The sequence below is a fragment of the Haladaptatus rarus genome, from assembly GCF_054177585.1.
In genome coordinates this window covers 47,808-73,685 of record NZ_JBPEHG010000003.1, presented here as the reverse complement: position 1 = coordinate 73,685, position 25,878 = coordinate 47,808, and the positions used below count along the sequence as shown (strand labels likewise).

Below are 25,878 nucleotides of genomic sequence, written 5' to 3'. Positions count from 1 at the left end.
GCTCACTCGTCGTCGGGAGAGATTCCCGCCAGTCGCATAGCGTTGGTCGTCACGCCGAGGCTCATCCCCATGTCGCCGATGACGATCGCGTGGACGACCTGCACGAGGCCGAGGGGTGCGCCGACCGCGAGGACACCTTTCACTGCGAGACTCGCCCAGATGTTCTGCCGGATGACGCGGTTCGCCTTCCGGGCGAGATTTCGGAGGTAGGGGAGTTTCTCGATGTCGTCACCCATCAGCGCCACGTCGGCGGTCTCGATGGCGGTGTCGGTTCCCGCCGCACCCATGGCGATTCCGACCGTTGCGGCGGCCATCGCGGGGGCGTCGTTGATGCCGTCGCCGACCATCGCAACGCCGTCGTCCGCGAGGGATTCGACCACCTCGACCTTGTCCTCCGGGAGGAGTTCGGCGCGGTACTCGTCTACGCCGACCTCCTCCGCGATGGCGCGCGCCGTGCCCTCGTTGTCGCCCGTGAGCATGACGACGCGGGAGATGGCGAGGTCGTGGAGTCGAGCGACCGTCTCGCTCGCGCCGGGGCGTACCTCGTCAGCGACGGCGACGACGCCTTCCAGTTCGTCTTCGGTGCCGACGAGAACGATGGTCTTGCCCTCCTGCTCGAAGCGCGGGACGACTTCGGAGAGGAGGTCGAGGCAGTCGTCGCGGTGGTCACAGATGCTTTCGGTCTCGACCGTCGCATCCTCGGCTACGTCGTCGTCCATGACCATCCCCCCGTCCGTACTGACGTGCGTGTGTTCGAGGTCGAAACCCAACTCAGCGAACAGCGCGGGTTTCCCGGCGTAGTGGGTTACTCCGTCGAGGTCGGCTCGGACGCCCTTCCCCGTTAGGCTCTCGAAATCAGAGACTTCGCGCTCTTCGACGCCTCGTTCGTGAGCGTGATCCACGATAGCCTCGGCGATGGGGTGTTCGCTCCGGCGTTCGAGGCTGTGCGCACAGCGGAGCACGTCGTCTTCGCTGTTGCCGTTGAGCGAGATGACGTCGGTGACCGCCAGCTCGCCTTTCGTCAGCGTGCCGGTCTTGTCGAACGCGACGGTGTCTACTTCGCCCATCGCTTCGAGGTGGTCGCCACCTTTGACGAGGACGCCGTTTCGCGCCGCGCTGGTGATGCCAGAGACGACACTGACGGGCGTGCTGATGACGAACGCGCAGGGACAGGCCACGACGAGCAGGGTGAGACCGCGGACGAACCACACCTCGAACGTCCTGCCGAACAGGAGCGGTGGGACTGCGGCGGTGAGGATGGCTGCTGTCACGACGACGGGCGTGTAGTAGCTCGCGAATCGGTCGACGAACTGTTCGTGCTCGGTCTGGTTGCTCTCGGCATCCTCCACCAGTTCCACGATGTGTGAGAGGGTCGAATCGCCCGCCTCCGCGGTCGCTTCGACTTCGAGGTACCCTTCCCCGTTCACCGTCCCGGCGAACACCTCGTCGCCCTCGCTCTTCTCGACCGGAACGCTTTCGCCCGTGATGGGGGCCTGATTGACCGAACTCGTGCCGTCACGGACGTCGCCATCGACCGGGATCTTCTCGCCGGGGCGGACGACAACGGTGTCGCCGACGTGAACCTCTTCGACGGGGAGCGTCTCCTCGTCGCTATCTCTCCGTACCGTCGCAGTGTCGGGCGAGAGGTCGATGAGTTCGCGCAACGAGTTGCGGGCGCGATCCATCGAGAAGCGTTCCAGCAGTTCGGCGATGCTGAAAAGCACTGCGAGCGTCGCGGCTTCGAAGTATAGACCGACCGCGAGCGCACCCAGGATTCCGGCACCCATCAATAGGTCGATGTCGAGGCTGGCGTTCTTCGCGGAGTAGTAGCCGTTGCGAACGATCACCTGACCGCTGATAGCGGTGGCGGCGAGAAAGCCCAGATCGGCGACGGTGAACTCCCGACCGAGGGCATCGAAGAGAGTTGGATTCACGGCGGGAACCAAGAAGTGGAGAACCAGTCCGGCGACGAGGAAGGCCGCTCCCGTCCACGTCTTCAGCGCGCGCGGGCTCGTCCACACCTCGCGTGGCGATCCCACTGCCTGCCCGTCGTCGCTCGCTACGTCAGCGACTTCGTAGCCTGCGCCCTCAACCGCCTTCACGAGGTCGTCACGAGAGGTTTCGGTGGCGGTGACGACGACGCGCCCCGACGTAGGTTGTGTGTCGTACTCCGTGACACCAACCACGTCGTCCAGCGCGTTTTCGACCTTTCCAGCACAGGAGGGACAGTCCATATCGGGAACCGAGAGGGTCTCGGTGCGTGTGTCGTCCACTTCGTAGCCCGCGCTCTCGACCGCAGTTCGAACGTCCTCGGCGTCGGCTCGCTCGGAATCGTACGAGACGACGAGTCGTCCGGCGGCGACCTGTGCGTCGGTCTCGGTGACTCCATCGACGGACTCGACGCTCGCGGTGACCTTTCCGGCGCAGGACGGGCAGTCCATGCCGGGTACAGAGAGGCGAAGCGTCTCCGTCCGATTGTTACTCATCAGCCGATGCTAGCAACTGGATAGTTATTAATTGCCCTGTCAGGAAGTCGGGTCCAGTTACGAAATTCTAGTAAATATGGGGTCGTTAGTTACTAGATAGAAGGTGCATATCAGCTGTTAGCGGGAGTATATCAGATGTGTATAACCGTTCAACGGTCGTTTATGGTACCATATCTGTCAATTCAAACCGTTCAATCGGTTAATGCACCATTGAAAACGGAAACGGTAGCGAACCATCGTTCTCACTTATTGAGTGTGGTGTCGATGGTGAAACCGGGCAGCATGAGGCACATCAAAGCAGGCGCGGGCCTGGCAGTGGTTCTCCTCGAACTACTCGCTCTGGTCGCGTTACTGGCTCTCGCGTTCGGCATCTGAAAAGCGGCTGAGGGGAGTAAGCCCCCTTCTGTTCGGCCCGGCATTCGGCTAAGCGTCCACGCCGTCTCCGGATTCCATCCGGAGGCTCGTCGGATTGCTCCGACAGCGTGTCCGGGCTACCATTATGGCGTGGACTTGCACCGGCAAGGATTCGCCGTTCCATCCATTCTCCGCGTTCATTCCTCGGTGGGTTAACTCCCTTCCCTCACGGGTCGGTTCGCACACTGCATCGGTCACGCGGAGTGGTCTCGTTTCTGTTCCAGAGCCAGCGGTCTCCCACTCCGGACTTGCGTCCGGTTGCCTGCCCGGACGGTGGGGGGACTTTCCTCACGTGGGTTCCGACAACCGTCGGTACCGTCTACCGCGGGAACCGGGCTCCCTCTGCCGTAGTAAGCTAGCCCACAGACGCGTTTAAGCCGTTCGGTCTGGACAGTCATGGGGGCTTAAAGCCAGCCAGATTGAAGGGAAGCGTTGAAGACGCTTCTATGCATACAAGTAGTTTGTATGTCTGAGGCACAGGCAGTTACCCTCACCTACGAGGATGGCACGCGCGCGGTCGAACTCGCACGGGAGGCGGTTACGTCGTACGTAATCAATGGACAGCGCGAACAACCCGGCAGTATGCGTGAGGCGTTCTACGCTCGAACGGGCGTCTTCGTTCGACTGGAATCGACCCGTGGGCGTGGAAGCCTGCGCGGTTGTGCCGGTGCCTACGAAACGAGCGAGCAGCTAGGGCACGCGATCGTCGATTCGGCTATCGAGGCAGCCAGCGGCGACTCCTGCGGTTCGGAGATCGAACCTGCCGAGCTATCGAATCTCAACATCTCTGTATTCATCGTCGAGAATACGATGTTGACCGACGACCCCGCGAACGACATCAAAGTGGGTCGACACGGCCTCGCGGTCGAAGGCCACGGCAACCAGGCGTGGATGTACCCCACCCTGCCGGTCGAACACAACTGGAGTACGTTCGAGTATCTCGATAGAACCTGTCGCAAAGCTGGACTTCCCAACGGCGCGTGGGAGCAAGACGACGTGTTCGTCACCCTCGTCGAAGGGCCAGTGTTCCGCGAGCGAGAACCGGAAGGCAGTATCGAACGCCTTTAATCCCGAAACCCGACTGCTGCTGCGTCGTCGTTGGCACGCCGAGCCGCCGCTTCTACGATGAACTCCCGAACGAGTTCGCCGTCGCGGAGCAACGGTTGTAACAGTGGTTCGCCGTCCGCGTCGTGACGCGCGAGACTGACGTGATGGCCACCGTCCGTCGTTCGATACACCTGCTTCTTCCCCGAGAGTTTCCCGCGTTTCGACACCGGTTCGCCATCGATCTCCACGATATCGAGCGCGAAGTCGACGGGGTTCGCATTGCTGATGTGACTTCCGACGCCGAAGCCATCGGCCACGTCGCGCAGGTCGCGCAGTTCCTCCGGGCCGAGACCGCCGCTGGCGAAGATATCGACGTCCTCGAAACCGTGTGAATCGAGTTCCCAGCGCAGTTCGCGGAGGATATGGCGGAAGTTCCCTCGGCGCGACCCGGTCGTGTCGATGCGGACGCTGTCGAGTGCGTCACCGAGCGTGTCGGCCGCACGAAGCACCTCGTCTTTCTCGTCGGAGAAAGTGTCACAGAGCGCGACCCGTGGAACGTCCTCGCCGACCGCGTCGTCGAACGCCCGCCACGCGTCCTCCTGATTTCCGCTGCCGAAACAGATGAGCAGTGCGTGGGGCATCGTCCCACTGGCCTCCTTCCCGACGATCTTACCCGCCGCGACGTGGGAGATACCGTCGAGTCCAGCGACGAGCGCGGATCGCTCCACGACCGCGGCGATAGATGGGTGGACGTGACGCGCGCCGAAACTCAACACGGTCGAGTCCGGGGCGGCGAGTCGCGTTTCGAGCGCGTTGGTCGCCATCCCGGAGGCGTGTGAGAGAAAGCCCAGAAGTGAGGTTTCGTACCGGGCGAAATCGAGGTAGTTTCCTTCGATGGTGAGCACCGGCCCGCCATCGAACAGTCGGCCCTCGGCCATCGCGTCAACGTCGATGGGAAGCCCTTCGAGGAGGTGGGCTGCGTCTTTCACGCCCGAGAGCAGTTCGAACTCACCGGTCGGGAACTGGTCGGCGGTCACCTCGGCGACGACGTGGGGATCTCTCCCCGCAGATTCGAGCGTCGTCTCGGTGCGAAGGAAGTAGGCGTCCGTCGCGGTTCCGTCGCGGATGGACGCCTCGGGAACCACGTCGAATCGGTCGCTCACGCGAACCACCTGTCGTTCATGCGCGAAAGGTACTCACACGAGAGCGAAAAAGCTCCGGATTTATCGCCGACTGAAAAGGGGGTCGTCGAGATTACGCCTTCGGTGCAGACCCGTTCCGCACGTCCGAGAGGTCGGAGACGGTCGGCGCGTTCACGATGACGACGGTGTTGCCCTGCTGTTGGATGTAGAAGGCGTCACCGAACTTGGTGCTGTCCGGCACCGTCCACGTGTTCTTCCGACCATCGACCTGCTTGCCGTTGCGATACTTGAGCAGTTTCTCGTAGGCCGAGGCGAACTCCTTGGCGTCTTTCGTGGAGTCCCACTTCGTCTTGAAGACGTAGCCCGTCTCGTTTTGCTTGGCGTCGTTGTTCGTGTAGACGACGATCTTGTCACCGTCCCAGCCTTCGGTCGGCGTGCTCCGGTAGTTCAGTGGGTCGAACTCCTTGAGGCTCTCGCCGTCCGACTTCATGTTGAAGAACTGCTGGGCGGGGATGATCTGTTGTTTCCCCTGAGTCTCGTAGTAGGGATACATGAACATCGCAAAGATGCCAGCCTCCCCGACTTCGCCGAAGTTCGGACGCCCCTCCGGCTTCAGACGCTGCCAGCCATTGCTCGTCTTGTCCCGAACCGTTATCTGGGCCGGTTTTTCGTCGGGATACTTCTCGGGGTGGATAACCTGCTCGGTGCTCGCAGGCGGGTTCTTGTAGAGGTCGTTGACAGCCTTCCAGCCATTCTTCTCGCGGATCTGTTTCACGAACGGCGGGCCGTCGCTGTACGGCTGGTACTTGATCAGATACGGGCCGATGTTGGCGAGCTTGCCGCCACCGACGCTCTCGCTGTCGTCGGGCATTAGACAGGTGCCTTTCCACTGGTTGTTACACCGCTTCTCGTAGAGATAGTCGAGATAGTTCCCATCGCCCTCGATGACGCCGTCGATGGCGTTGTGGCGCTCACGAGTGTTCTGCTTGAACGAATCGAAGCCGAACTTCTGATCCTGGAGCGCGTGGAACAGCTCCTGTGAGAGCGTGATCTCGTTCATCTTGGGCGCGCTCTCGTTGTTCGAGATGATGACGATGGACTGCTTGCTCGGGCTGTAGTAGCCGCCGACGGACGACCCGGAGTTCTGGTTCTGCACGGCGATAGAGTCGGTCGATTCGCCGATCATCATCAGCGCCTCGTATTTGACGTTGTCGAACAGTTTGCGCTTCTCGGGCGTCTTCCGATTCGACTGCTCCTTGCGGAACTGTTTGCGCGAGATGACCTTTACCGGAACCTTCTTGTCGAACTCCAGCCGCCGAATCTTCTCGACGCGGGCCATCGACCGACTGACGACGGCGTCCATCTCGGAGTCGTTCAGACCGTCACTCCGAGTGACGTTGACCGTCTCGTTGTACCAGTAGCCCTCCTCCCAGCCGAGCACGTCCGAGTCCGGATCTGGCGGATGAACCGCCTTCTTCTGGGCCGGGCCATCGGTCGTGGTACCGGGGGACTGGGTCGTTTGCGTTGTGTCGGTGTTGCTCGTCGTATCGTTCGCACCAGGGGCCTGCGAACAGCCAGCCAGCACGAGCATCAGAGCAACCGCGACGACGGTAATCGTTCGCATTCTGTAGGTGACAACAAGAACTGCTGTGTAAAAAAGCTCTTGAAAGTGACGAGTGGTAACACGTCAGAAGAGACACGTTGACTATCTGCGAAACCGTTTCCTACAGACCGACCATAGCGTCGGGTATGAACTTCGAACCCGACTCGACGGCTGTCGTCGTCGTCGATATGCAAAACGGCTTCTGTCACCCAGATGGGAGCCTCCACGCACCCGGAAGCGAAGCGGTCATCGAACACATCCAGCGACTCCTCGCGCGAGCACGCGAAGCGGGCGCGTCGGTCGTGTTCACGCGCGACGTCCACCCGCCGGAGCAGTTCGAGGACACCCACTACTACGACGAGTTCGACCGCTGGGGTGAGCACGTCGTGGAAGGCTCGTGGGAGGCGGAGATAATCGACGACCTCGACGTACACGAAGACGACCACGTCGTGACGAAACACACCTACGACGCCTTCTACCGTACCGACCTCGAAGGCTACCTCGACACCCACGGCATCAAAGACCTGCTCATCTGCGGGACGCTGGCCAACGTCTGTGTACTCCACACCGCCGGAAGCGCCGGACTGCGCGATTTCAAGCCCGTCATCGTAGAAGACGCCGTCGGCTACATCGACGAAGGCCACAAGGAGTACGCGGTCGATCACGCCGCGTGGTTGTTCGGCGAAGGCGTGGAACTGGACGACGTGACGTTCGAGTAGCGCAGGAGGAACTTCGCAGCGATGGTGAACCACCTCGGGATCAAGCCCCGGGGCATTCGCCTCGACCGCCTGTAAAATATGGTTATTGGGTTCTGAGAGGTGGCTATAACCGTTTAAACCGAGACATACTGAAATGTACTAATTTGTACTGTTTATATAGTCGAGGTCGCGCAACCGCGCAAGCACTGCTGCGACGAGTCGGAAAGACGGATTTGGATAGAGGAGTGCTGGTCACCGACGCTGGTGGAGTCGAGTTCGGTGGTGGCGCTTGAGCAAAACCACGCCCTCACTCGGGCGCTCGCTCGCAGACGTTTCGCGTCTGCTCCCGGACTCCCTCGTTCGCCCGTCACCACCAGGCCCGCAAGTGACCTTACTGCGTCGAGGATGTTCCCGACCGAATCCGAAATAGCCCCACGTCGTGCCGAATGTTTATGACCGAAGACGGAACCAGAGTCGCCACGATGTGACGACAGACAACCGAAAACTAAGCGGTTCTTGTACGCAAGAACGGGCAAAATCGCACGCCGAAACTCGATGGCGAATCAGTGAACGCTGACCGAAACTGCGTCACCGACTTCGAAATCGTGGCCCGGACAGACCAGTTTCGCGCCGAACTGCTCGCGCGAGAGGAAAAGCGAGACGCCCGTGATCGGAGTTCCGTTCGCGCGAACCTCCACGTCGTCCCACGTTACGGTTCGCCCGTCGGCTACGCCCACGCGCGCACCAGCGAGCGAGACGGAATCCAGAGGCCTGTCCACATCCGATGGACGAGTCGAATCCGATGGGGTTCCCGCACCGAGAACGCCCCCGCCTTCGTAGTGGGGTAGCCCACCGTCCAGCACTCGCCCATCGCCATCCGCGATTCCGACGAATCGCTCGCCGGGTGCGGGGTGAGCGGGCGCATCTAGCACGACGAACGTCTCGGCAGTCTCGACTACGCGACCCGACCCACCCCACGAGAGCGGTTCGATCTCGACATCGAGGTCGAGTGGAAGCGACCCGGAGGCACGCACCGGGTTCGCGCCACGCTCTCGAAAACCGAGGTGGATGTGGTTTGCGACCCACGGTGCGAAGAATCCCGAGCGAACCAGCTCGCCCAGCGAGTCACCGACCGCTACCTGGTCTCCGGGTTCGACGCCGGGGTCGACGTGGAGCATCCGGGCCAGATAGTCGCCGGTATCGACCACGATGAGGTGATCGTCGGGGACGGCGTAGGGTTTCGACGGTGCCGTCACCGACCGCACCGCGACCACCTCGCCAGCGACGGGGCTGGGCGCGAGTTCGGTTCGCGAGCCGCGGTCTGCGCTATCCGGATAGAGGTCGATGGCACATCCCTCGTCGTGTGCGATGTACGGCGAGTTGTAGAGCGAAAAGCGCGGATAGCGCGCGAGCACCTCCGACGGAAAGACGACCATGTGTTCACTCTGGACCGGGAGCGTTTACATACGTCGGGTCCAATGGGGTGCTATGCGCGTGCTCCGTGGTCGGGCCGAAAGTCGAAACGACGACCGGGAGGTCACAGCTGCGATGCTCGCGGAGACGGCAGCGACCGGCGAACCGGCGGTTCGCGTCTGGACGCCACACCGGCAGATCGCATTCGGGCGTCGAGATGCACGATCCGAGAGCTTCGAAGTGGCGAAGTCAATCGCTCGAACGTGCGAGTTCGAACCCGTCGAGCGAAGCGTCGGTGGACGCGCGGTCGCCTACACCGGAACGACGGTCGCGTTCGCTCACACCGTTCCGCTCGAAGATATGCGAACCGGGATGGAAGAACGATACGCCGAGACGACCGAGGCGATACAACGTGCCTTCTGGCGACTCGGCGTTCCGGCACAGCGCGGGGAACCACCCCGGTCGTTCTGCCCCGGAGACTACTCGCTCCAGTGGAAAGGCAAACTCGCAGGGGTCGCACAGCGGGTTCAATCCGGCGCGGCGCTCGTCTCCGGTGTGGTCATCGTCGATGGCCACAAAGAGATTGCGGGCGTGCTCGACCCCATCTACGCTGCTCTCGACGTCCCGTTCGACCAGGAGTCGGTGGGGAGTATCGCCAATGTAGACAGCGATGCAGACCCGGATCTCGTGATCGAAACCATCGAAGAGTTGCTGGTCGGCGATGCGGACACGACGGTCGAATACGTCGACGGAGACGAGAAGACCGAACAGGCAAACGTGGACGCACAGGCCGACATGGACACACAGGCCGAGCTCGTCGAGGGAGACAGCGGCTCCGAACACGCTGGCGACCGGGACACTTAGGACGATTCCCGAAACAGTGGCGGATATGCTCACTATCCGGGATGCGACGCTCGCTGACGGGAGCCGACGCGACGTCCGAATCGACACCGACGCGGGGCGGATCGCTGCGGTCGGATCTTCGCTTACCGAGTCCGGTGAGGTCATCGATGCGACAGGGAAACTGCTTCTACCGGGGGCCATCGACGCTCACGTTCACTTTCGGCAACCCGGATTTCCGCACAAGGAGACGTGGAAGACCGGCAGCAAGAGCGCCGCCGCAGGTGGCGTAACCACGGTCGTCGACCAACCGAACACGAACCCGCCGACGGTCGATGGTGACGGGTTCGACGAGAAGGCCGAACTGGCCGAAGGCTCCTACGTCGATTACGGCATCAACGGTGGGGTCACACCCGATTGGAAGCCCGAGGAGTTGTTCGACCGACCCATCCTCGCACTTGGCGAGGTGTTCCTTGCCGACTCGACGGGGAAGATGGGGATCGAAGAAGACCTGTTTCGCACGGCGGTCGAACGCGCAACGGACGACTACGTCGTCGTGACGGTTCACGCGGAGAACGCGGATCTCTTCGACCAGGACGCGAAATCACGCGACGACGCTGATGCGTGGAGTGCCTACCGCACGGCAGAAGCCGAGGCCGATGCCGTCGCACGCGCCTGCGAGGTCGGCGATGAACTCGATGCCCGACTCCACATCGCACACACGAGCACGCCGGAAGGTATCGACGCCGCCCACGATGCGGGCGCGACCTGTGAGGTGACTCCCCACCACCTGTTCCTCTCGCGTGACGACCTCGCCGAACTCGGGACGTTCGGGCGGATGAACCCGCCCCTGCGGAGCGAGACGCGACGGGAGGAGGTCTTTGCGCGCGTGGCGAACGGGATAGTCGATATCATCGCAACCGACCATGCACCGCACACCCGCGAAGAGAAAGATGCGGACATCTGGAACGCACCGAGCGGCGTCCCCGGCGTCGAGACGATGCTTCCCCTTCTGCTGGAACAGGCCCGAAAAGATAATCTGAGCTACGACCGCGTGGCCGACCTCACCGCCCGCAACCCTTCGAAGGTGTTCGGAATGCCACGAAAGGGTCGCATCGAGGAGGGGCGCATGGCCGACGTCGTGCTGGTCGACCCCGACGAAACCCGCGAGATTCGCGGTGACGACCTCCACTCGAAATGCGGCTGGACGCCGTTCGAGGGCTGGACGGGTGTCTTCCCTGAGTTGACGATGGTGCGAGGCAACATCGTCTTCGAGGATGGCGAGTTCGGCGACCCGATCGGCGAGAACGTCCGGGCATAGGCCCAAAGCGATTTTTCGTTTCAACTGGACAGGACGAACATGCAAGCAGTCGTCCTCGCCGCAGGAGAAGGTACCCGCCTCCGACCGCTGACCGCAGAGAAGCCGAAAGCGTTGGTCGAGGTCGCCGGAAAACCCATCCTCACTCGCTGTTTCGAGACAGTCGTCGGTCTCGGGGCGGACGAACTGGTCGTCGTCGTCGGCTATCAGGGCGACCAGATACAGGAATACTACGGGGAAACGTTCGACGGCGTGCCGATAACCTACGCCTGGCAAGACGAACAGTTGGGGATGGCACACGCACTCTTGCAGGCCGAACCGTGCGTCGAAGGTGATTTCATGTGTCTGGACGGGGATTGCGTGATCCGATCCGACCTTCGCCCGCTGGTTGAACGCCAGCGCGAAGTGGGTATCGACGCGGTACAACACGCCGAAGGGGTTCCGGTCGAGGCGGCGCGCGTGAAAGCCATCTGCGACGTGACCGAGGAGGGAGAACTGCTCGGAATCGAGAAAGAGCCCGACGATCCGCCAGAACCGAGTCTCGTCGCGGCGGGATTCGCCGTCTACAGTCCACACATCTTCGACGCCTGTTCGGAGACGGAGCTGTCGGTTCGAGGCGAGTACGAACTCGCGGAGTCGATCCAGCGATTCGTGGACGACCACACGATGCACGTGATGACGACCGAGGGCTGGTCGGTGAACGTCAACACGCCAGAAGAACGCGATGCGGCGGAACGGCGACTTCGCCAATGATGTGGCTCGCCACCTGACTCGGGTCGCCACCCGACCCTGGGCGCTACAGTTACCGGCCTGCACGTCGAAACTCGATTCGGTATGGTGGGGGAGCAAAACACTGTAGTCGAGATACCGGTCGATGGCATCCGACTCGAAGGCGACCTGCAGATTCCACATGATGCGACGGGATTGGTCGTGTTCGCACACGGAAGCGGTAGCAGTCGGAAGAGTCCGCGAAACAACTTCGTCGCCGAGCGATTGCGTGCGTTCGGACTCGGTACTCTGTTGTTCGACCTGCTCACCGAGCAAGAGGACGCGACGTACGAGAATCGATTCGACATCGCCCTGTTGACCGACCGACTCGTCGCCGTGACGGAGTGGGTCGAGAGCCGTGAGGAGACGTCCGACTATCGTGTCGGCTACTTCGGGTCGAGTACGGGGGCCGCCGCCGCGCTCCGCGCAGCGGCACGCCGCCACGAAGTGGGTGCGGTCGTCTCGCGCGGCGGGCGCGTCGACCTCGCTACGGACGTGCTCGGCGACGTTCGAGCACCCACCCTGTTCGTCGTGGGCGGGCGCGACACGCAAGTGCTCGAACTGAATCGTGAGGCGTACGCCCAACTGACCGGTGAGAAACGATTGGAGGTCGTCGACGGTGCCGGACACCTGTTCGAAGAGCCTGGCGCGTTAGAGACGGTCGCCGACCTCACGGGAGACTGGTTCGCGTCGCATCTATAGCTGACAACGGGTACCTGTCGTCAACGCCTCGTCCTCGATGTGCGCTGACAGACAGGCGTAGTTACAGAACTGGCCAGTCTGTCGTCTCGCTCCGTCGATACGCTCGGAGACGAACACGGGTTGGTGGTCGTCGATATCGCATCCACAGTAGGAACACGCGTTCATAGGAAGATAGAAGGCCCGTAGGTCGGAATGTGTTTCGCCGCTACGGCAGGAAGAACGGAACGAGTACCATCAGCAGCCCCACGAGCACGCACACCAGCCCATAGAGCTGATATCGTGCGACACCGAACCCACCAGGATCGGCTGCTGAGACGACGCCCATCGATTGTCGGATGTAGAATATTTCTCGCGGTCGTGTCACTATCGCGATGCCGATACCTGCGAGGAGAAGACCTACGAGCGTCGATTCGAGGAGTGGCATACCATTCTTAACTATGATAGGTGACCAAAAATCTTACGGCTCAGTATGCCACACGCAAGACGAGCGTCATCACGCTCGTTCCGAGCATGCCGCCAGCGCCGAGACTTCCGATGACGGTCATCGCTCGTCGGGAGTCGGCCTCCGTCCAGTCGCTGTTCGAATCGAGGTACTCCTGCATGTTCTCGACGGCCTGGCCAGCGAACACCGACCCCGACCAACCGAGCACACCGAAGCCGAGCGCGAGCGCGGCGACGGCGAACACCTTCCGACTGGCGAACGTTACCGTCTCGCCCGCGGCGACGACGAGCAAGACACCCACGCCACCGAGCACGAGTCCGTATAGTCCGAACCGCGAGACGAGACGAACCCGAGGGAGCAGATAACCGGTTAGATCCATCAGTCCACGGTCTCTCGCATCCGTGGGTCGAGCGCGTCGCGCATCCCGTCACCGAGCAGGTTGAAGCCGAGCACCGTCACGGCGAGGAACAGGCCGGGGAAGAACGACCACCACCACGCGCTGGGGACGCTGAACAGCCCGTGCTTGACGCCGTTCGACAGCATCAGCCCCCACGACGGCGTTCCGGCCTCGGCACCGAAGCCGAGGAACGACAGTGCCGCGATGTCGATGATGGCGAGACCGAAGTTGAGCGTACTCTGCACCGTGATCGGGGCGAGACAGTTCGGCAAGACGTGACGAACGAGGACGCGAGGATCTTTGGCACCGAGCGCCACCGTCGCGTCGATGTACTCGTCTTCGAGCACCTTGAGCGCCGCACCACGGACGACACGAGCGAACCGTGGCGTGTAGACGAGCGTCAGTGCGCCGACCGCGCGCCAGAGACCCCACTCGTCGGGGAAGATGGCGACCAGCGCCAGCGACAGCAGAAGCGCCGGAAACGCGAGGAGCACATCCATCGTCCGCATGATGACGTTGTCCGTCATGTCACTGTAGTACGCAGCGACGATGCCGAGTCCGACGCCGAGAAAGGTCGAGGCACTGACCGTGACCGTCCCGAACAGCATGGCGTACCACGCGCCGTACAGAACTCGGGGGAAGAGGTCTTGTGCCTGCAGGTTCGTCCCGAAGAAGTACTCGCCACTCGGTCGTGCGAGACTCGGGTTGGTGCCGATCTGGGTCTGCTTGATAGCCGCAAGGTCGATGGTCAGTCGGGCGTAGATGGCGACGATCACCATGAACGCGATGATGACCAACCCGGTGACTGCGAGGCGATTCGACAGGAGTTCGGAGAGAAACGGCGACGCCCGCAGGCGTTCGACGAAGCCACGGGAGGCCGTCTCGCTGGTTTCGGTTTGCGTGCTCATTGTTCGATCCTCGGGTCAAGGTAGGAGTAGGTGATGTCGACGAACAGGTTGACCACCGTGAACAGGAACGCGAAGGTCAACACGGTTCCCTGTACCACTGGGAAGTCACCGACTTCGATGGCGGACACGAGCATCGTGCCGATACCGGGGATACCGAAGACGGTTTCCGTCAGCACGGCCCCACCGAGGAGGGTGCCGAACTGGATGCCGATGACGGTGACGACCGGAATCATCGCGTTACGGAAGCCATGTTTCATGATGGTGATCTTCGCGCCCTGTCCCTTCGCGCGGGCAGTTCGAATGTAATCCTGCCGGATGACTTCCAGCATCGACGAGCGCATCATCCGCGAGATGAGCGCCATCGAATAGATCCCGATGACCGCTGCCGGGAGCAGTAGGTGCAGCGACGCAGACTGGAATGCCGCGAAGTTCCCTCTCAACAGGGTATCGACCGTGATGAGACCGGTTATCGGATTGATGCTGTGCGCCGAACCGATGCGCCCACTCGGCGGGAGAAGGCTGAGGTACTGAGCGAACAGCAGGATGAGCAACGGCCCACTCCAGTAGATGGGGATGCTGATTCCCGCGAGCGCACCGACGCGAGTGAGGTGGTCGGTCAGGGAGTCTTGCTTGATGGCCGAGAGCACCCCGAGCGGAATCCCGAAGAGGATGCCGAAGAGCTGGCCGTAAAGTGCCATCTCGACGGTCACCGGAAGCCGGTTCTGAAGGATCTCGGTGACCGGAACTCCTTTTCGAATCTGATAGGACTGCCCGAAGTTGAGCTGCACCGCATCCATCAGAAATCGTCCATACTGTACCCATATCGGGTCGTCGAGTCCGAGTTCGTGGCGAACTTGCCGAACGAACTCCTCCGACGCACGCTGCCCCGCGACCACGCGCGCAGGATCTCCCGGTGCGAGTTGGAGAATAGCGAACACGAACGTCGCCACCCCGAATAGCACGGGAATAAGTAACAACAGTCGTTTGACAACGAACCGCTTGGAGATCATCACCCGGAACTGAAACCTCAGGGGTGAAAAAAGCCTCGTTAGCTAAGTTTCACGAGCCGCAGGAACGGGCCGCTGATGGGTGCAAGTTTGAAGTTCTTGACGGAGTTGTGAACACCGCGAAGGTCTTTCGCGTGATCCATGAACACCCACGGCGCTTCGTCGTGTGCGATCTTGCCAGCTTTCTTGTACTTCTCTTTACGGGTAGCATCGTCGTAGGAAGCCTGCGCCTCTTCGACGAGTTTCATGAAGTCCTTGTTGGCCCACGCCGCTGCATCCAGCGTGTTGATCTCGTGCTTGCCCGGGTCGACCCAGTCCTGGCCGCTCGGCACTTTGTCCGTGGAGACGCCGGGGTGGAGCAGTGCGTAGTAGAAGTTGTCCGGGTCGGCGTTGTCCGTCATCCAGCCGAGGAAACACGCGTCGTGTTTGTACGAGTCCGTGTAGTCGAGGAACGGATCGAACGCCATCTGTTTGATGCTGACGTTGATGCCGATGTCGTTCAGGTTCGACTTGACCGTCTGCGCCGCCTGAATCGGGCTCGGGTTGTAGGTCCGCGGGTTCTTGAACGTCGCCAGTTCGAACGAGAAGCCGCTCTCGTAGCCCGCTTCCTTGAGGAGTTTCTTCGCCTTCTCCTTGTCGTACTTGTACGGGCTGAGACTGTCGTTGTATCCCATCACGCTGCTCGGGATCGGCTGACTGGCCTGCTTTGCGATGCCCTTGTAGATGGTCTCGACGATGGACTTCGTGTCGATCGCGTGGCTGATAGCCTGTCGAACCTTCTTCTTGCGGAAGGCTTCGACCTTCGCCATGTTGAACGCCATGTAACCGACGTTGATACCGGCGTCCGAGACGAGTTTTGCCTTCCCGGACTTCTCGACCTGCTGGGACGACTGCGCGCCGAGACCGTCGATGATGTCGGCGTCGCCCGCGTCGAGCGTCTGTGCGCGCGAGGTGTTGTTTCCGACGACCGTGAACACGACCTCGTCCACGTAGGGACCTTCGCCCCAGTAGTCGTCGTTCTTTTCGAGACGGACACGGTTGTTGTTCCGGTCCCAGTTCTTCAGCTTGAACGGACCAGTACCGACCGGCTGCTTGGCCAGCTTCTTGCCCTTCGCCTTGATCTCCTTCTCCGAGTGAACTCCGGAGACGAACATCGCGAGGTTGGCGAGCATGGGCGCGTACTTCTTGTTCAGCGTGATCTCCAGCTTGTATTCGGCGGCAGCTTTCACGTCTTTGACGACGCCGAACGTGTACGGACCGTAGCCGGACGCGTAGTCCTTGCCGGGGTAGTGCTTGTATTCCTCGTCGACGAATCGGCGGAACGTCGCGACGAAGTCGGACGCGGTGAACTCCTCACCGTTGTGGAACTTCACGCCCTTGCGGAGGTCGAGCGTGACCTTCTTTCCGTTGACGTTCCACTTCTTCGCAAGTCCTTCCGTCAGGGAGGTCTTGCCCGGTTTGAACGCGATGAGGGTGTCGTAGATCTGGTTCGTGACCTTCGCGTCCTCACCGCTGGTCGTGTTCTGGAAGTCGAGCGTCTTGGAGTTGCTCCCGCGGGCGAAGGTGAGCGTGCCACCTTTCTTCCCACCGTTGCCGTCGCCATCGTTACCGCCATCGCCGCTATCACTCGTACAGCCCGCCAGTGCCGCCGCGGCAGCAGCACCGCCAGCCGCTTTGAGGAAACTACGCCTATCTGTTAACCTGTCGCGTGACGCCATACGCCAGTGTGGTCACATGTTCTATATAAACATACCGAACCCAAATTAGGAAGAGTACGCAGGAAACAAAGCCTTAAATTGGGCTTCGATGGCGATTTGTTATCCAGATATACGTCGAAAATTGAGAGTATAAGGAAGTTAGCGACTATCCTTTCAATGAAACGAGATTTAGGAATGGACCGGAAATGAGTTCGACAACGAAGCCATCGACCTGGTTACTCACGCCGCGAAGCTCCTTCGCGTGGTCCATGAACACCCACGGCGCTTCGTCGTGGGCGAGTTTTCCGGCCTGTCGGTAGAGGTTCGTTCGTTGCTGTTCGTTGTAGGTCGACTGTGCGTCTTCGACGAGTTGCATGAAGTCACGATTCGCCCACGCCGCCACGTCCAGCGTGTTGAATCCATCGGTGTCGAAGCTGACCCAGTCTTGCCCTTGCGGCACCTGATCCTGCGAGATTCCCGGATGCAACAGCGCGAAGTAGAAGTTGTCCGGGTCGGCGTTGTCCGTCATCCAGCCGAGGAAACACGCGTCGTGATTCCCCTGGTCGGTGTAATCGAGGAACGGGTTGAACGGCATCTGGTTGATGGACACGTCGATGCCGACGTCGTTCAGGTTCGACTGCACGACCTGTGCCGCCTGCAACGGACTCGGGTTGTAGGTGCGTGGATTCTGGAACGTCGCCAGTTCGAACGAGAAGCCGTCACCAACGCCAGCCTCGTTCAGCAGTTGCCGTGCGCGATCCGGATTGTACGGATACGGATCGAGGTTGTCGTTGTACCCCAGCACGTTCGACGGAATCGGCTGACTCGCTTGCTCAGCGATCCCCTCGAAGATCGTATCCACGATGGCTTTCGTGTTGATGGCGTGACTGATAGCCCGGCGCACGCGCCGGTCGCGGAACGCTTCGACCTTCGCCATGTTGAACGCCATGTAGCCGACGTTGATACCCTCCTTTTCGAGGAGTTCGGCGTTGTTCGACTGGCGGACGATCTGCGACGATTGCGCACCGAGACCGTCGATGATGTCGGCGTCACCTGCATCGAGCGTCTGTGCGCGTGTCGAGTTCGAACCGATTGCCGTGAACAGGACTTCGTCTACCTGTGGCCCGTCACCCCAGTAGTTTTGGTTCGCCGAGAGCCGGATGCGCTGGTTCCCCTGATCCCAGTTCTCGAACTGGAACGGGCCGGTGCCCACCGGCTGACTCGACAGATCCTGACCGAGGTTCTGGATGGCCTGCTCAGAGAGCACGCTCGATGCGAACATCGCGAGGTTACGCAGGAACGGAGCGTAGCGTTGCTGTAACTCGATGGTGAGGTTGAAATCCCCATCTTTGCTGACGTTTTGCACCCAGTTCCCGAGCGTGAACGGCCCGTACGCGGAGACGTAATCGTCTCCGGGATAGTACTGGTAATCCGAATCCGTGAACCGCCGATACGTGGCGATGAAGTCGTCCGCAGTGAACTGGTCGCCGTTGTGGAACTGCACGCCTTCACGGAGCGTCAGCGTCGTCGTCGTCCCCTCCAGATTCCACTCGGTGGCGAGCCCCTGCGTGAGCGACGTTTCGCCCGGTTTGAACGCGATGAGGGTGTCGTACACCTGGTTCGTGACCTTCACGTCCTCACCGCTGGTCGTGTTCTGCGGGTCGAGGGTACCCGAATCGTTACCACGGGCGTAAGTGAGTAAGCCGCCTTGCTGGTTCTGCTGTGCTTCGTTCGACCCCACCCCCGAAACTGGGTCGGCGATCGTGGCGGCGGCGGTCGCCCCACCTGCCGCCTTCAGGAACGTTCGTCTGGAAACGGTCGTGTCGTTTGATGACATCACGCAGAAACGTCAACGATTATAGTGATAATACTGCCGGACGGAACCGCTGTCCTGTGGATTTGGTTCAACAACAGTATCTGTCAGGAACATTTCTCGGGCAGATAGAAATAGCGGTAGGTGGAGAGTACTATTCGGGCTGGTCGTAGAGATGGCAGGCGGACGGATGCGCTGTGTCCTGCAGAACGGGGTCTTTCCGTTCACAGACGCTCGTGAAGTGTTCGCGGAGGAGCGACTCGGCACCCTCCCAGTCGTCGTCTGCGAGGTGGTCGAACGACTGCGCGACGATCTCGCGGGGTTCGCCGGTCGGGTCCGTCTCGAACAGACGATTCCAGAGCGTGGCGCGGAACGCGTTGCTGGGCGGCGTTCCGCCATCCGCGGCGGTCGCCTCCTGTGCCGGCGCATCAGCTTCCATGGCCTCCTCGCGCACCGATTCGAGGTTGATGGCGCGGTCTTCGACGCGTTCGCGGTAGTCCATCACTTCGCGGAAGGCTCGCTGGTCGATCTCCATCCCCTCGGGCGGAATGATCTTCGGACAGCGAGTCCGGAAGTGACAGCCACTCGGCGGGTCGATGGGCGACGGCACGTCACCTTCGAGGATGATGCGGTCATCGGTGTCCGCTCTGGGGTCGGGTTCCGGAATCGCCGAGAGGAGCGCCTGCGTGTAGGGGTGTTTCGGGTCGGCGAACAGTTCGTCCGTGTCCGCGACCTCGACGATCTCGCCGAGGTACATCACCGCGATTCTATCGGAGATGTGCCGCACGACAGAGAGGTCGTGGGCGATGAACAGGAACGTCAGGCCGAACTCGTCCTGCAGGTCTTCGAGCAGGTTGATGATCTGAGCCTGCACGGACACGTCCAGCGCCGACACGGGTTCGTCGGCGACGATGAAGTCGGGATCCACCGCCAGTGCGCGGGCGATACCCACGCGCTGACGCTGGCCACCCGAGATCTCGTGGGGATAGCGGTCGCGCTGACCGGGTTCGAGACCGACCGCCTCCATCAACTCCGTGACGCGCTCGCGTCGGTTCCCCTTCGACAGTCCGTGAACCTTCAGTGGTTCGGTAATGATCTGCTCGACGGTCATCCGGGGATCGAGACTCGATAGTGGATCCTGAAAGATCATCTGCATGTCCTTGCGCAACTCCCGGAGTTCGTCGTCGTCCAGGCCACCGAGATCGGTTCCGGCGAAGACGACTTTTCCGTCGGTCAGTTGTTCGAGACGGAGGAGCGAGCGACCGGCGGTCGATTTTCCACAGCCGGATTCACCGACGAGTCCGAGCGTCTCGCCTTCGTAGATATCGAACGAGATGCCATCGACCGCTTTCACGCTCTGTTCCTCCTCGGAGAGCCACTTGTCGAGGAGGTCGTCGGCACGTGAGTAGTGCTTTTTCAGTTCGTCGACGGCCACCAGCGTCTCGCCGATATCGTGGTCGATGATCGTGACACCCTCGTACTCCTCGACGTACTCGCTCTCGTCGAAGTCTTCGAGGATACATTTCGCACGGTGATCGACGTCCTCGGGGCCGTGCTGGAGGTTCGGGATCGCCCCCTCCGTACACTCCGGTTGCGCCCACGGACACCGCGATGCGAAGTGGCATCCCTCGGGCATGTCGATGAGGTCGGGGACGTTCCCCTTGATCGGCGTCAGTCGCTCTTTGTCCTCACGCGGGATGGATTCGAGCAGGGCGTAGGTGTAGGGGTGGCTCGGATTGTGGAAGATCTCGTCCACCGGCCCAACCTCCACGAGGTCGCCCGCGTACATCACGGCGACCCGGTCGCAGGTTTCGGCGACGACGCCGAGATCGTGCGTGATCATGAAGACGGACATGCCCATCTCCTCTTGCAGGTCGTTGATGAGGTCGAGGATCTGCGCCTGGATCGTCACGTCGAGCGCGGTCGTCGGCTCGTCCGCGATGAGCAGTTTCGGGCGGCAGGCCAGTGCGATGGCGATGAGCACGCGCTGGCGCATCCCGCCGGAGAACTCGTGGGGGTACTCATCGACGCGGGATTCCGGCTCCGAGATGCCGACCTCTTCCAAGATGTCGATGGTGTCCTGGAGAAGCTCCCCGTCGATCTCGCCACCGCCGACCTTCGGGGCGATCTCTCGCACCGCGTTCCACCAGTTGTCCTTCTTCTTCCCACCGTACTGGTGGAGACGCAGGCTCTCCGAAACCTGTTCGCCGACCGTGAGCGCGGGATTGAGCGAGGTCATCGGATCCTGGAAGATCATCCCCATCTCGCCGCCGCGGATGTCCCGCATGACGGATTCCGGTGCCGACATGAGGTCGACGTAGCCCTCGTCGGGGAAGACGTACTTTCCGACGCCCTTCGGGTATTTCTCGGCGAACTGTGCTGCGACGTCGTCGTGGTGGAACTCGATATCTCCGGCGGCGACTTCACCTGGATTGTCGATGAGCTGCATCGCCGAGAGTGCGGTGACGCTTTTCCCGGAGCCGGATTCGCCGACGAGTCCGACGGTCTCACCTTCTCGGATAGACAGGTCGAAGTCGTCCACCGCCTTGACAGTTCCCCGTTCGGTGTGGAACTGCGTCTTGAGATTCGAGATGGACAGTAGATCGGTCACGATTACGCGGCAATGATAGGCGCGTGAGCAAAAATCGTTCGGTCGGATGGAGCACGAGACACGGAAAAATCGACTTCAACGGTCGGTCACAACCGCAGCACCATCTCCAGTTCGAAGCTCTCCGCGTCAGCTGTCTCGAAGCCGACATTTCGATAGAGGTTCACTGCGGCACGGTTCCACCGTTCGACGGTCAACCACACCTTCTCGATACCCTCTTCCCGACCGTAGCCGAGCAAGGTGCGGATGAGATGTGAACCGATACCGGCCCGCTGGTAATCCTGATGGACGAAGATGGCGAGTTCGGAGGAGTCGTTGCCGTCCGGGACGAGCGTCGCGTGGCCTGCGACGTGGTCGCCGTGCCACGCGACGACGTTCAGCCCCTCGGTCAAGGTGTCCACCCAGTCGCGCACCCGTGGCTCCGTGGCTGGCGGAATCCCCTGTGCGCGGTCGGCGGGGTCGAAATCGACGTACATCGAGACGAGAGGTTCCTCGTCGTCGTCCTCGTAGGGGCGAATCTCTATCTCGCGGTCTTCGCGGTCGGTGAACGAAAGCGGCGGTTCCGGAAACGGACCCGCAGGTTCGTCCGGGAAACGTCGATGCTCGCTCATCGTACCAGCTTCACCGTGACGTGTGAGTTCAACAGGACGAACTCGGCGATGTGACCGAGTCGAATCTTCCCCATCGGACTGCGCTGGCCGCCACCGAGGACGATCTGGTCGAATCCTTCACTTTCGGCGATGTCGAGCAGTCGGCTTCCGGGGTCACCGGAGACGTCCCGAACGCCCGCGTCGAGACCCGCCTCCGCCAGCACGTCCTCTACTTTCTCGCCGATGTCGTCTTTCGACCGGTCGCTCTCGGGGTTATCGAGGATCGCGACTGTCAGGTCGTCCTCGGCCGCCAGTGCGCGCGAAACGGTCTGTTCGAGCGCCGTGAGGGAGTCGTCGCTCCCACCGATTCCCAGCAGTACTTTCATACCACCCCTATTCCCGCCGGATGTGAAAAACGGTTGGGTGCGATACGCTTTTGCACTCCCCTTGGTAACGACGGCGTATGTCGAACGACCCCTCCCCGCCTGAGCCAGAGACGGAGGACGAACGAGACGACACGCCGAGCAACGAACACGACACGCCGAGCGACGATTCTGACATGTCCGTCGGCACGCGACAGGAAGCGACCGACGCTCCATATGACGCCCCCGAACCCGCTCCGGACGCACAAGAGAGGACACCGGATACCGCCGACCGCGCGTCAGAAACACACGATCCTACTTCGAACGCGCCCGATGCCACATCGGACACAGCCGATTCCACTTCGAACGAACCCGGCTCCGCCTCGGATGCCGCCGACTCCGTGCCCGAACTTCCGCCGGACGTGCAGAAGTACGCCCGTTTCAAGAAGATGGACGGCGCGCAGTACGAGCGCGTCAACGAGTTCCTGCGCGACCGCACGTACATCACCGCCCGCGAGTGGGCGATCGCCCGACTCTGTGCAGACTTCCGAACCGAGACTGGCGTCGAGATGACGAAGATCGGTGACAACCTTCCCTATCTCATCCCGTTCATGACCGACACCTACACGCCACAGGCGGTCAATCAGGCGCGATCTGCGTTCGAGGAGAAGGTTCGAAAAGCGGGTGCGACCTTCCTCTATGGCGCGATGTCCAGTTTCTTCACCGCCGAGGAACTCGACGACGTGATGTACGAGGTAACCGAAGTGGCCAAATTCCTGCTCGAAGTGGAAGGCGTCGATCTCTCCGTCGACGAAGAACTCGCCGCGGAAGACAGGATCTCGAACGTGATGCGCGAGGTGCGCGAATCGAGCGAACAGTTGCGCCACGACGAGATGGAGTGTCCCCACTGCGGGCGCGAGATCGGCGACGAAGAGTAGTTATTCGTCTTCGACGTTCGTTTCGTCTGTGTCCGAATCCTCCGGTTCCGGTGGCTGGAACACCGCCGGGTCGTCGTGAGCAAACTGGATGCGGTCTTCGCTCAGCGTCCGGATGTAGGTGTACATCATCCCTTCGTCCATCGCGTCTTCCAGCATCTTCTCGGCACCTTGCACGTCGTAGTACGCCGGGTAGCAGACCGCCGTCTCGGTGTCGTGGTCTTCCATGACGACGACGACGAAGACGATACGGTCTCCCATCGCCCGGTAGGCTTCGAAAGCATCGAACTCGATACCGTCGTCCAGCAGTGCTTCGACCTCTTCGAACTCGTTGTCCGGTACGAGCACGTCTAGTCCGAACTCGTCGTCTTCGTCTGTCCAGAGAGGGGTCACGTCGCCCGGATGGAGTTGCAACGTGGCCCATCCCGACTCCTCGTACTCCACCGCGGTCGCTTCCATATCGGAGAGTACGTCCTCCCAAAACGGCATCGCGCGTGAGTGTGCCGTGGCATTCGGCGTCGTCCCGTCCATACACTGACAGGCGGCCTTTTCGGGTAAAAGCGTTGTGTCATCACGATTCGCCGAGACCTATGATAGCCGAACCCATCGTCTCTCGAACTCCTCAATTTCTGGCGATACGGGGGGAGACGATATACTCGACAGACCCCGCACCCTCGGCAAACTCGTAGCGAAGTGCGAGCGGCAGGTCGGTTCCGAGTTCGAGGTCGATCTCGATGTCGCGGGGCATCGCCCTGTCGATCGCTTTCAGATAGTCGATCGAGAACAGTGAATGTGCCTCACCGGACGTGAATTCGACGAGTTCGTCCGCGGACAACGCGAGCGAGACGTCGTCGGTGTCGCCCGCCGCCTCGACGTAGAACACCTCTTCGTCTTCGTCGATGCCGAGCGTGACGTGATCCGAGACCATATCCGCCGCTTTCACTGCGCGATCGAAATCTGCGGCGTCGGTGACGAGTCCACCCGGAAATTCGAAATCGAGCTTCGTCTGGTCGGGGGGTGACCGAACCGTGTCCGGGTCGAGGAGTGCGAGCGTGTACGTGAGTTCGCCGATACGGATCTCGAGTTTACGCGTCTCGGAATCGAGCGCGAAGGATACGAGCTGGTCGCGATCGGCCATCCCCACGATATCACCGAGCCGTGAAAGGTCGACACCGACGTGGGCATCGTTTGCCTCGTACGACTCGAACGCACCACCGTCCAACGTCAGTTCGACCGCCGCGACGGTCGCAGGATCCATCGCCGGAATTCGAATCCCGTCCTCATCGAGATAGAGATGACACTCGTCGACCACCGCATCGACGAGATCGACGGTCGTCTGGATCGCGTCAGCGTTCACCACTGCTTCGAACAACTGGTTTCCGGCACCGTTGGAACGGACTGCCGAACCTGATTCACTCATTGTTTTCCAAGTAACCTATCAGGTATCAATCTCATAAGCATTTTGTTAAGAAAGCAGATAGATAACCCAAAATGGGTTACAGCTATATACGATAAGAGTAAAACATAACCTGTTACAAGTTATGTCGAGTGACGAACGACCACGTGGAATTCTGAGTCAGGCAGACCGAGCGTACCTTCGTGGCGAGACGAACCTCGCGAGCACGCAATCGGAGCGAAACACTCGGGCACGAATTCGTGACCGGATCTACAACTCGATTCTCGATTTCGAACTCCTCGTCGAGTGTCTCTCGGATCACGACCGCGAACTCGTCTTCGAGAAGCGATTCGAGGAGATAGACGGTACCGAAGCGTTCGATGCCCTCGTCTCTGCGGTTTCCTTCCTCTATCGAGCGACCAGAGACACGAGCCTCGAATTCGAGACGGTGCTGAACGAAGGGATCAACGTGGCCGAGGTGAAAGACGACCGAGCCGCGACCGTGCAGCTCGATCTGACCTTCCAGTCGCTCACCGCAGAGCAGATGCTGTACAAATTAGAGTCGGGTGAAACGCTCTCGCTCACCGAGATCGCGTACCTACACGACAGCGACGAGGTGCGGATGAACGAGTTGGCTCGATATTTCAGAGATGCCGAAGAAGCGACCTCGGAGATCGACGACGGACGGATTCAATCAAAAGTGACTAATTTCTGAGAACAACAGATAGAAAACGCAGTGAGACGACTCAGACCGAAAGCACGGGTTGGCTCGCGTACAACAGGACGTACTCCGCCGCCTTCTCCAGCACCTCGCCGGGTTCGCCGGAGAGCGGTTCTCTCGGGATGACGATGAAGTCGGCGTCGATCTCCTCCGCACAATCGAGGACGGCGCTGCCGGGATGCTGGAGCTTTCGAACGGTCGAGAAACCGTAGGCGATGGAGTTTCGTAGTTCGACGTCCGCCTCGTCCGCGATGGCGCGGGCGTTTTCGATGAACGATTCGGTATCGACGACGACATCCTCTTCATCGACGGCACCCGTCTCTATCGCACGGGACATCTCCTCGCCGAGGACATAGAGCGCATGGACGTCGGCGCCGTACTTCTCCGCGATGCCGACCGCGTACTCGATAGCCCGTGCCGATTCGTCACTTCCGTCGATCGGAACGAGCACCGTATTCACTTCGACTGGCGACTGGGTCATATGCGTGGGTGTGCGGAGATGAGCAAAAAACCTTCTCCCGTCGCTTCGACAAACCGCAATCGGGATGATTGCGGTCTGGGTGCAACCTTG

25 protein-coding genes and 1 other RNA gene are annotated in these 25,878 nt (G+C 61.0%); 8 read left to right on the top strand and 18 right to left on the bottom strand.

Annotated elements, in window-relative coordinates; translation table 11 throughout:
• Positions 1-2: 2 nt before the first annotated feature.
• Both ACR3FE_RS09230 and rnpB read right to left on the bottom strand, forming a co-directional pair.
• On the bottom strand, positions 3-2,486 hold the full coding sequence (locus tag ACR3FE_RS09230; RefSeq protein WP_458206817.1) for a heavy metal translocating P-type ATPase: 2,484 nt from the start codon (positions 2,484-2,486) through the stop codon (positions 3-5).
• Positions 2,487-2,866: 380 nt separating this feature from the next.
• An RNA gene (gene rnpB / locus ACR3FE_RS09225) (RNase P RNA component) lies at positions 2,867-3,247 on the bottom strand.
• A gap of 118 nt (positions 3,248-3,365) precedes the next feature.
• Between rnpB and ACR3FE_RS09220 the strand changes: the two genes are divergently transcribed.
• Positions 3,366-3,968: a TIGR00296 family protein gene (locus tag ACR3FE_RS09220; RefSeq protein WP_458206816.1), complete on the top strand. Its 603-nt coding sequence runs from the start codon at positions 3,366-3,368 to the stop codon at positions 3,966-3,968.
• Here the strand turns inward: ACR3FE_RS09220 and ACR3FE_RS09215 are convergent.
• On the bottom strand, positions 3,965-5,110 hold the full coding sequence (locus ACR3FE_RS09215; RefSeq protein WP_458206815.1) for a nicotinate phosphoribosyltransferase: 1,146 nt from the start codon (positions 5,108-5,110) through the stop codon (positions 3,965-3,967). The genes ACR3FE_RS09220 and ACR3FE_RS09215 overlap by 4 nt on opposite strands.
• 91 nt (positions 5,111-5,201) lie before the next feature.
• Positions 5,202-6,713, bottom strand: coding sequence for an Hvo_1808 family surface protein (locus tag ACR3FE_RS09210; protein WP_458206814.1), 1,512 nt, complete (start codon positions 6,711-6,713; stop codon positions 5,202-5,204).
• Between the two features lie 125 nt (positions 6,714-6,838).
• Here ACR3FE_RS09210 and ACR3FE_RS09205 point away from each other — a divergent pair, with 125 nt between their 5' ends.
• On the top strand, positions 6,839-7,411 hold the full coding sequence (locus tag ACR3FE_RS09205; RefSeq protein WP_458206813.1) for a cysteine hydrolase family protein: 573 nt from the start codon (positions 6,839-6,841) through the stop codon (positions 7,409-7,411).
• Between the two features lie 542 nt (positions 7,412-7,953).
• Here ACR3FE_RS09205 and ACR3FE_RS09200 read toward each other — a convergent pair.
• Complete coding sequence (locus ACR3FE_RS09200) at positions 7,954-8,826, bottom strand: DUF8155 domain-containing protein (RefSeq protein WP_458206812.1); 873 nt, start codon at positions 8,824-8,826, stop codon at positions 7,954-7,956.
• A 52-nt stretch (positions 8,827-8,878) separates the two neighbouring features.
• Here ACR3FE_RS09200 and ACR3FE_RS09195 point away from each other — a divergent pair, with 52 nt between their 5' ends.
• The 4 genes from ACR3FE_RS09195 (at position 8,879) to ACR3FE_RS09180 (ending at position 12,431) form a co-directional block, all read left to right on the top strand.
• Positions 8,879-9,667 (top strand): lipoate--protein ligase family protein, encoded by a 789-nt coding sequence (locus tag ACR3FE_RS09195; RefSeq protein WP_458206811.1) that lies wholly within the window; start codon positions 8,879-8,881, stop codon positions 9,665-9,667.
• A gap of 25 nt (positions 9,668-9,692) precedes the next feature.
• Positions 9,693-10,964 (top strand): dihydroorotase, encoded by a 1,272-nt coding sequence (locus ACR3FE_RS09190; RefSeq protein WP_458206810.1) that lies wholly within the window; start codon positions 9,693-9,695, stop codon positions 10,962-10,964.
• Between the two features lie 39 nt (positions 10,965-11,003).
• The gene (locus ACR3FE_RS09185; protein ID WP_458206809.1) at positions 11,004-11,714 is read left to right on the top strand and encodes a sugar phosphate nucleotidyltransferase; all 711 of its coding nucleotides are present in this window, start codon (positions 11,004-11,006) and stop codon (positions 11,712-11,714) included.
• An 81-nt stretch (positions 11,715-11,795) separates the two neighbouring features.
• Positions 11,796-12,431: a dienelactone hydrolase family protein gene (locus ACR3FE_RS09180; RefSeq protein ID WP_458206808.1), complete on the top strand. Its 636-nt coding sequence runs from the start codon at positions 11,796-11,798 to the stop codon at positions 12,429-12,431.
• Here ACR3FE_RS09180 and ACR3FE_RS09175 read toward each other — a convergent pair.
• From ACR3FE_RS09175 to ACR3FE_RS09130, 10 genes are all read right to left on the bottom strand, one after another.
• On the bottom strand, positions 12,426-12,596 hold the full coding sequence (locus ACR3FE_RS09175) for a hypothetical protein (protein WP_458206807.1): 171 nt from the start codon (positions 12,594-12,596) through the stop codon (positions 12,426-12,428). The genes ACR3FE_RS09180 and ACR3FE_RS09175 overlap by 6 nt on opposite strands.
• Positions 12,597-12,636: 40 nt before the next feature.
• Complete coding sequence (locus tag ACR3FE_RS09170) at positions 12,637-12,855, bottom strand: DUF6199 family natural product biosynthesis protein (RefSeq protein WP_458206806.1); 219 nt, start codon at positions 12,853-12,855, stop codon at positions 12,637-12,639.
• 40 nt (positions 12,856-12,895) lie between these two features.
• The gene (locus tag ACR3FE_RS09165; protein WP_458206805.1) at positions 12,896-13,252 is read right to left on the bottom strand and encodes a DUF7268 family protein; all 357 of its coding nucleotides are present in this window, start codon (positions 13,250-13,252) and stop codon (positions 12,896-12,898) included.
• Positions 13,252-14,178, bottom strand: a complete 927-nt coding sequence (locus ACR3FE_RS09160) for an ABC transporter permease (RefSeq protein WP_458206804.1) — start codon at positions 14,176-14,178, stop codon at positions 13,252-13,254. Before ACR3FE_RS09160 ends, ACR3FE_RS09165 begins: the two co-directional genes overlap by 1 nt.
• The gene (locus ACR3FE_RS09155) at positions 14,175-15,188 is read right to left on the bottom strand and encodes an ABC transporter permease (RefSeq protein ID WP_458206803.1); all 1,014 of its coding nucleotides are present in this window, start codon (positions 15,186-15,188) and stop codon (positions 14,175-14,177) included. Before ACR3FE_RS09155 ends, ACR3FE_RS09160 begins: the two co-directional genes overlap by 4 nt.
• Positions 15,189-15,226: 38 nt before the next feature.
• Positions 15,227-16,903: an ABC transporter substrate-binding protein gene (locus tag ACR3FE_RS09150; protein WP_458206802.1), complete on the bottom strand. Its 1,677-nt coding sequence runs from the start codon at positions 16,901-16,903 to the stop codon at positions 15,227-15,229.
• A 145-nt stretch (positions 16,904-17,048) separates the two neighbouring features.
• On the bottom strand, positions 17,049-18,719 hold the full coding sequence (locus tag ACR3FE_RS09145; protein WP_458206801.1) for an ABC transporter substrate-binding protein: 1,671 nt from the start codon (positions 18,717-18,719) through the stop codon (positions 17,049-17,051).
• A gap of 130 nt (positions 18,720-18,849) precedes the next feature.
• Positions 18,850-21,306, bottom strand: coding sequence for an ABC transporter ATP-binding protein (locus ACR3FE_RS09140; protein ID WP_458206800.1), 2,457 nt, complete (start codon positions 21,304-21,306; stop codon positions 18,850-18,852).
• A gap of 86 nt (positions 21,307-21,392) precedes the next feature.
• Positions 21,393-21,914 carry a GNAT family N-acetyltransferase gene (locus tag ACR3FE_RS09135; RefSeq protein WP_458206799.1) on the bottom strand — a complete coding sequence of 174 codons (522 nt, stop codon included), beginning with the start codon at positions 21,912-21,914 and terminating at the stop codon, positions 21,393-21,395.
• On the bottom strand, positions 21,911-22,279 hold the full coding sequence (locus ACR3FE_RS09130) for a universal stress protein (protein WP_458206797.1): 369 nt from the start codon (positions 22,277-22,279) through the stop codon (positions 21,911-21,913). The genes ACR3FE_RS09135 and ACR3FE_RS09130 overlap by 4 nt, the downstream gene beginning before the upstream one ends.
• Positions 22,280-22,356: 77 nt before the next feature.
• Between ACR3FE_RS09130 and ACR3FE_RS09125 the strand changes: the two genes are divergently transcribed.
• On the top strand, positions 22,357-23,193 hold the full coding sequence (locus tag ACR3FE_RS09125) for a DUF5806 family protein (protein WP_458206796.1): 837 nt from the start codon (positions 22,357-22,359) through the stop codon (positions 23,191-23,193).
• Here ACR3FE_RS09125 and ACR3FE_RS09120 read toward each other — a convergent pair whose 3' ends face one another.
• Both ACR3FE_RS09120 and ACR3FE_RS09115 read right to left on the bottom strand, forming a co-directional pair.
• On the bottom strand, positions 23,194-23,721 hold the full coding sequence (locus ACR3FE_RS09120; RefSeq protein ID WP_458206795.1) for a DUF7529 family protein: 528 nt from the start codon (positions 23,719-23,721) through the stop codon (positions 23,194-23,196).
• Between the two features lie 91 nt (positions 23,722-23,812).
• Complete coding sequence (locus ACR3FE_RS09115) at positions 23,813-24,562, bottom strand: DNA polymerase sliding clamp (protein ID WP_458207183.1); 750 nt, start codon at positions 24,560-24,562, stop codon at positions 23,813-23,815.
• A 169-nt stretch (positions 24,563-24,731) separates the two neighbouring features.
• Between ACR3FE_RS09115 and ACR3FE_RS09110 the strand changes: the two genes are divergently transcribed.
• The gene (locus ACR3FE_RS09110; protein WP_458206794.1) at positions 24,732-25,301 is read left to right on the top strand and encodes a DUF8102 family protein; all 570 of its coding nucleotides are present in this window, start codon (positions 24,732-24,734) and stop codon (positions 25,299-25,301) included.
• A 31-nt stretch (positions 25,302-25,332) separates the two neighbouring features.
• On the opposite strand, the gene ACR3FE_RS09105 is transcribed toward ACR3FE_RS09110, so the two are convergent.
• Positions 25,333-25,788, bottom strand: a complete 456-nt coding sequence (locus ACR3FE_RS09105) for a universal stress protein (protein ID WP_458206792.1) — start codon at positions 25,786-25,788, stop codon at positions 25,333-25,335.
• Positions 25,789-25,878: the final 90 nt, after the last annotated feature.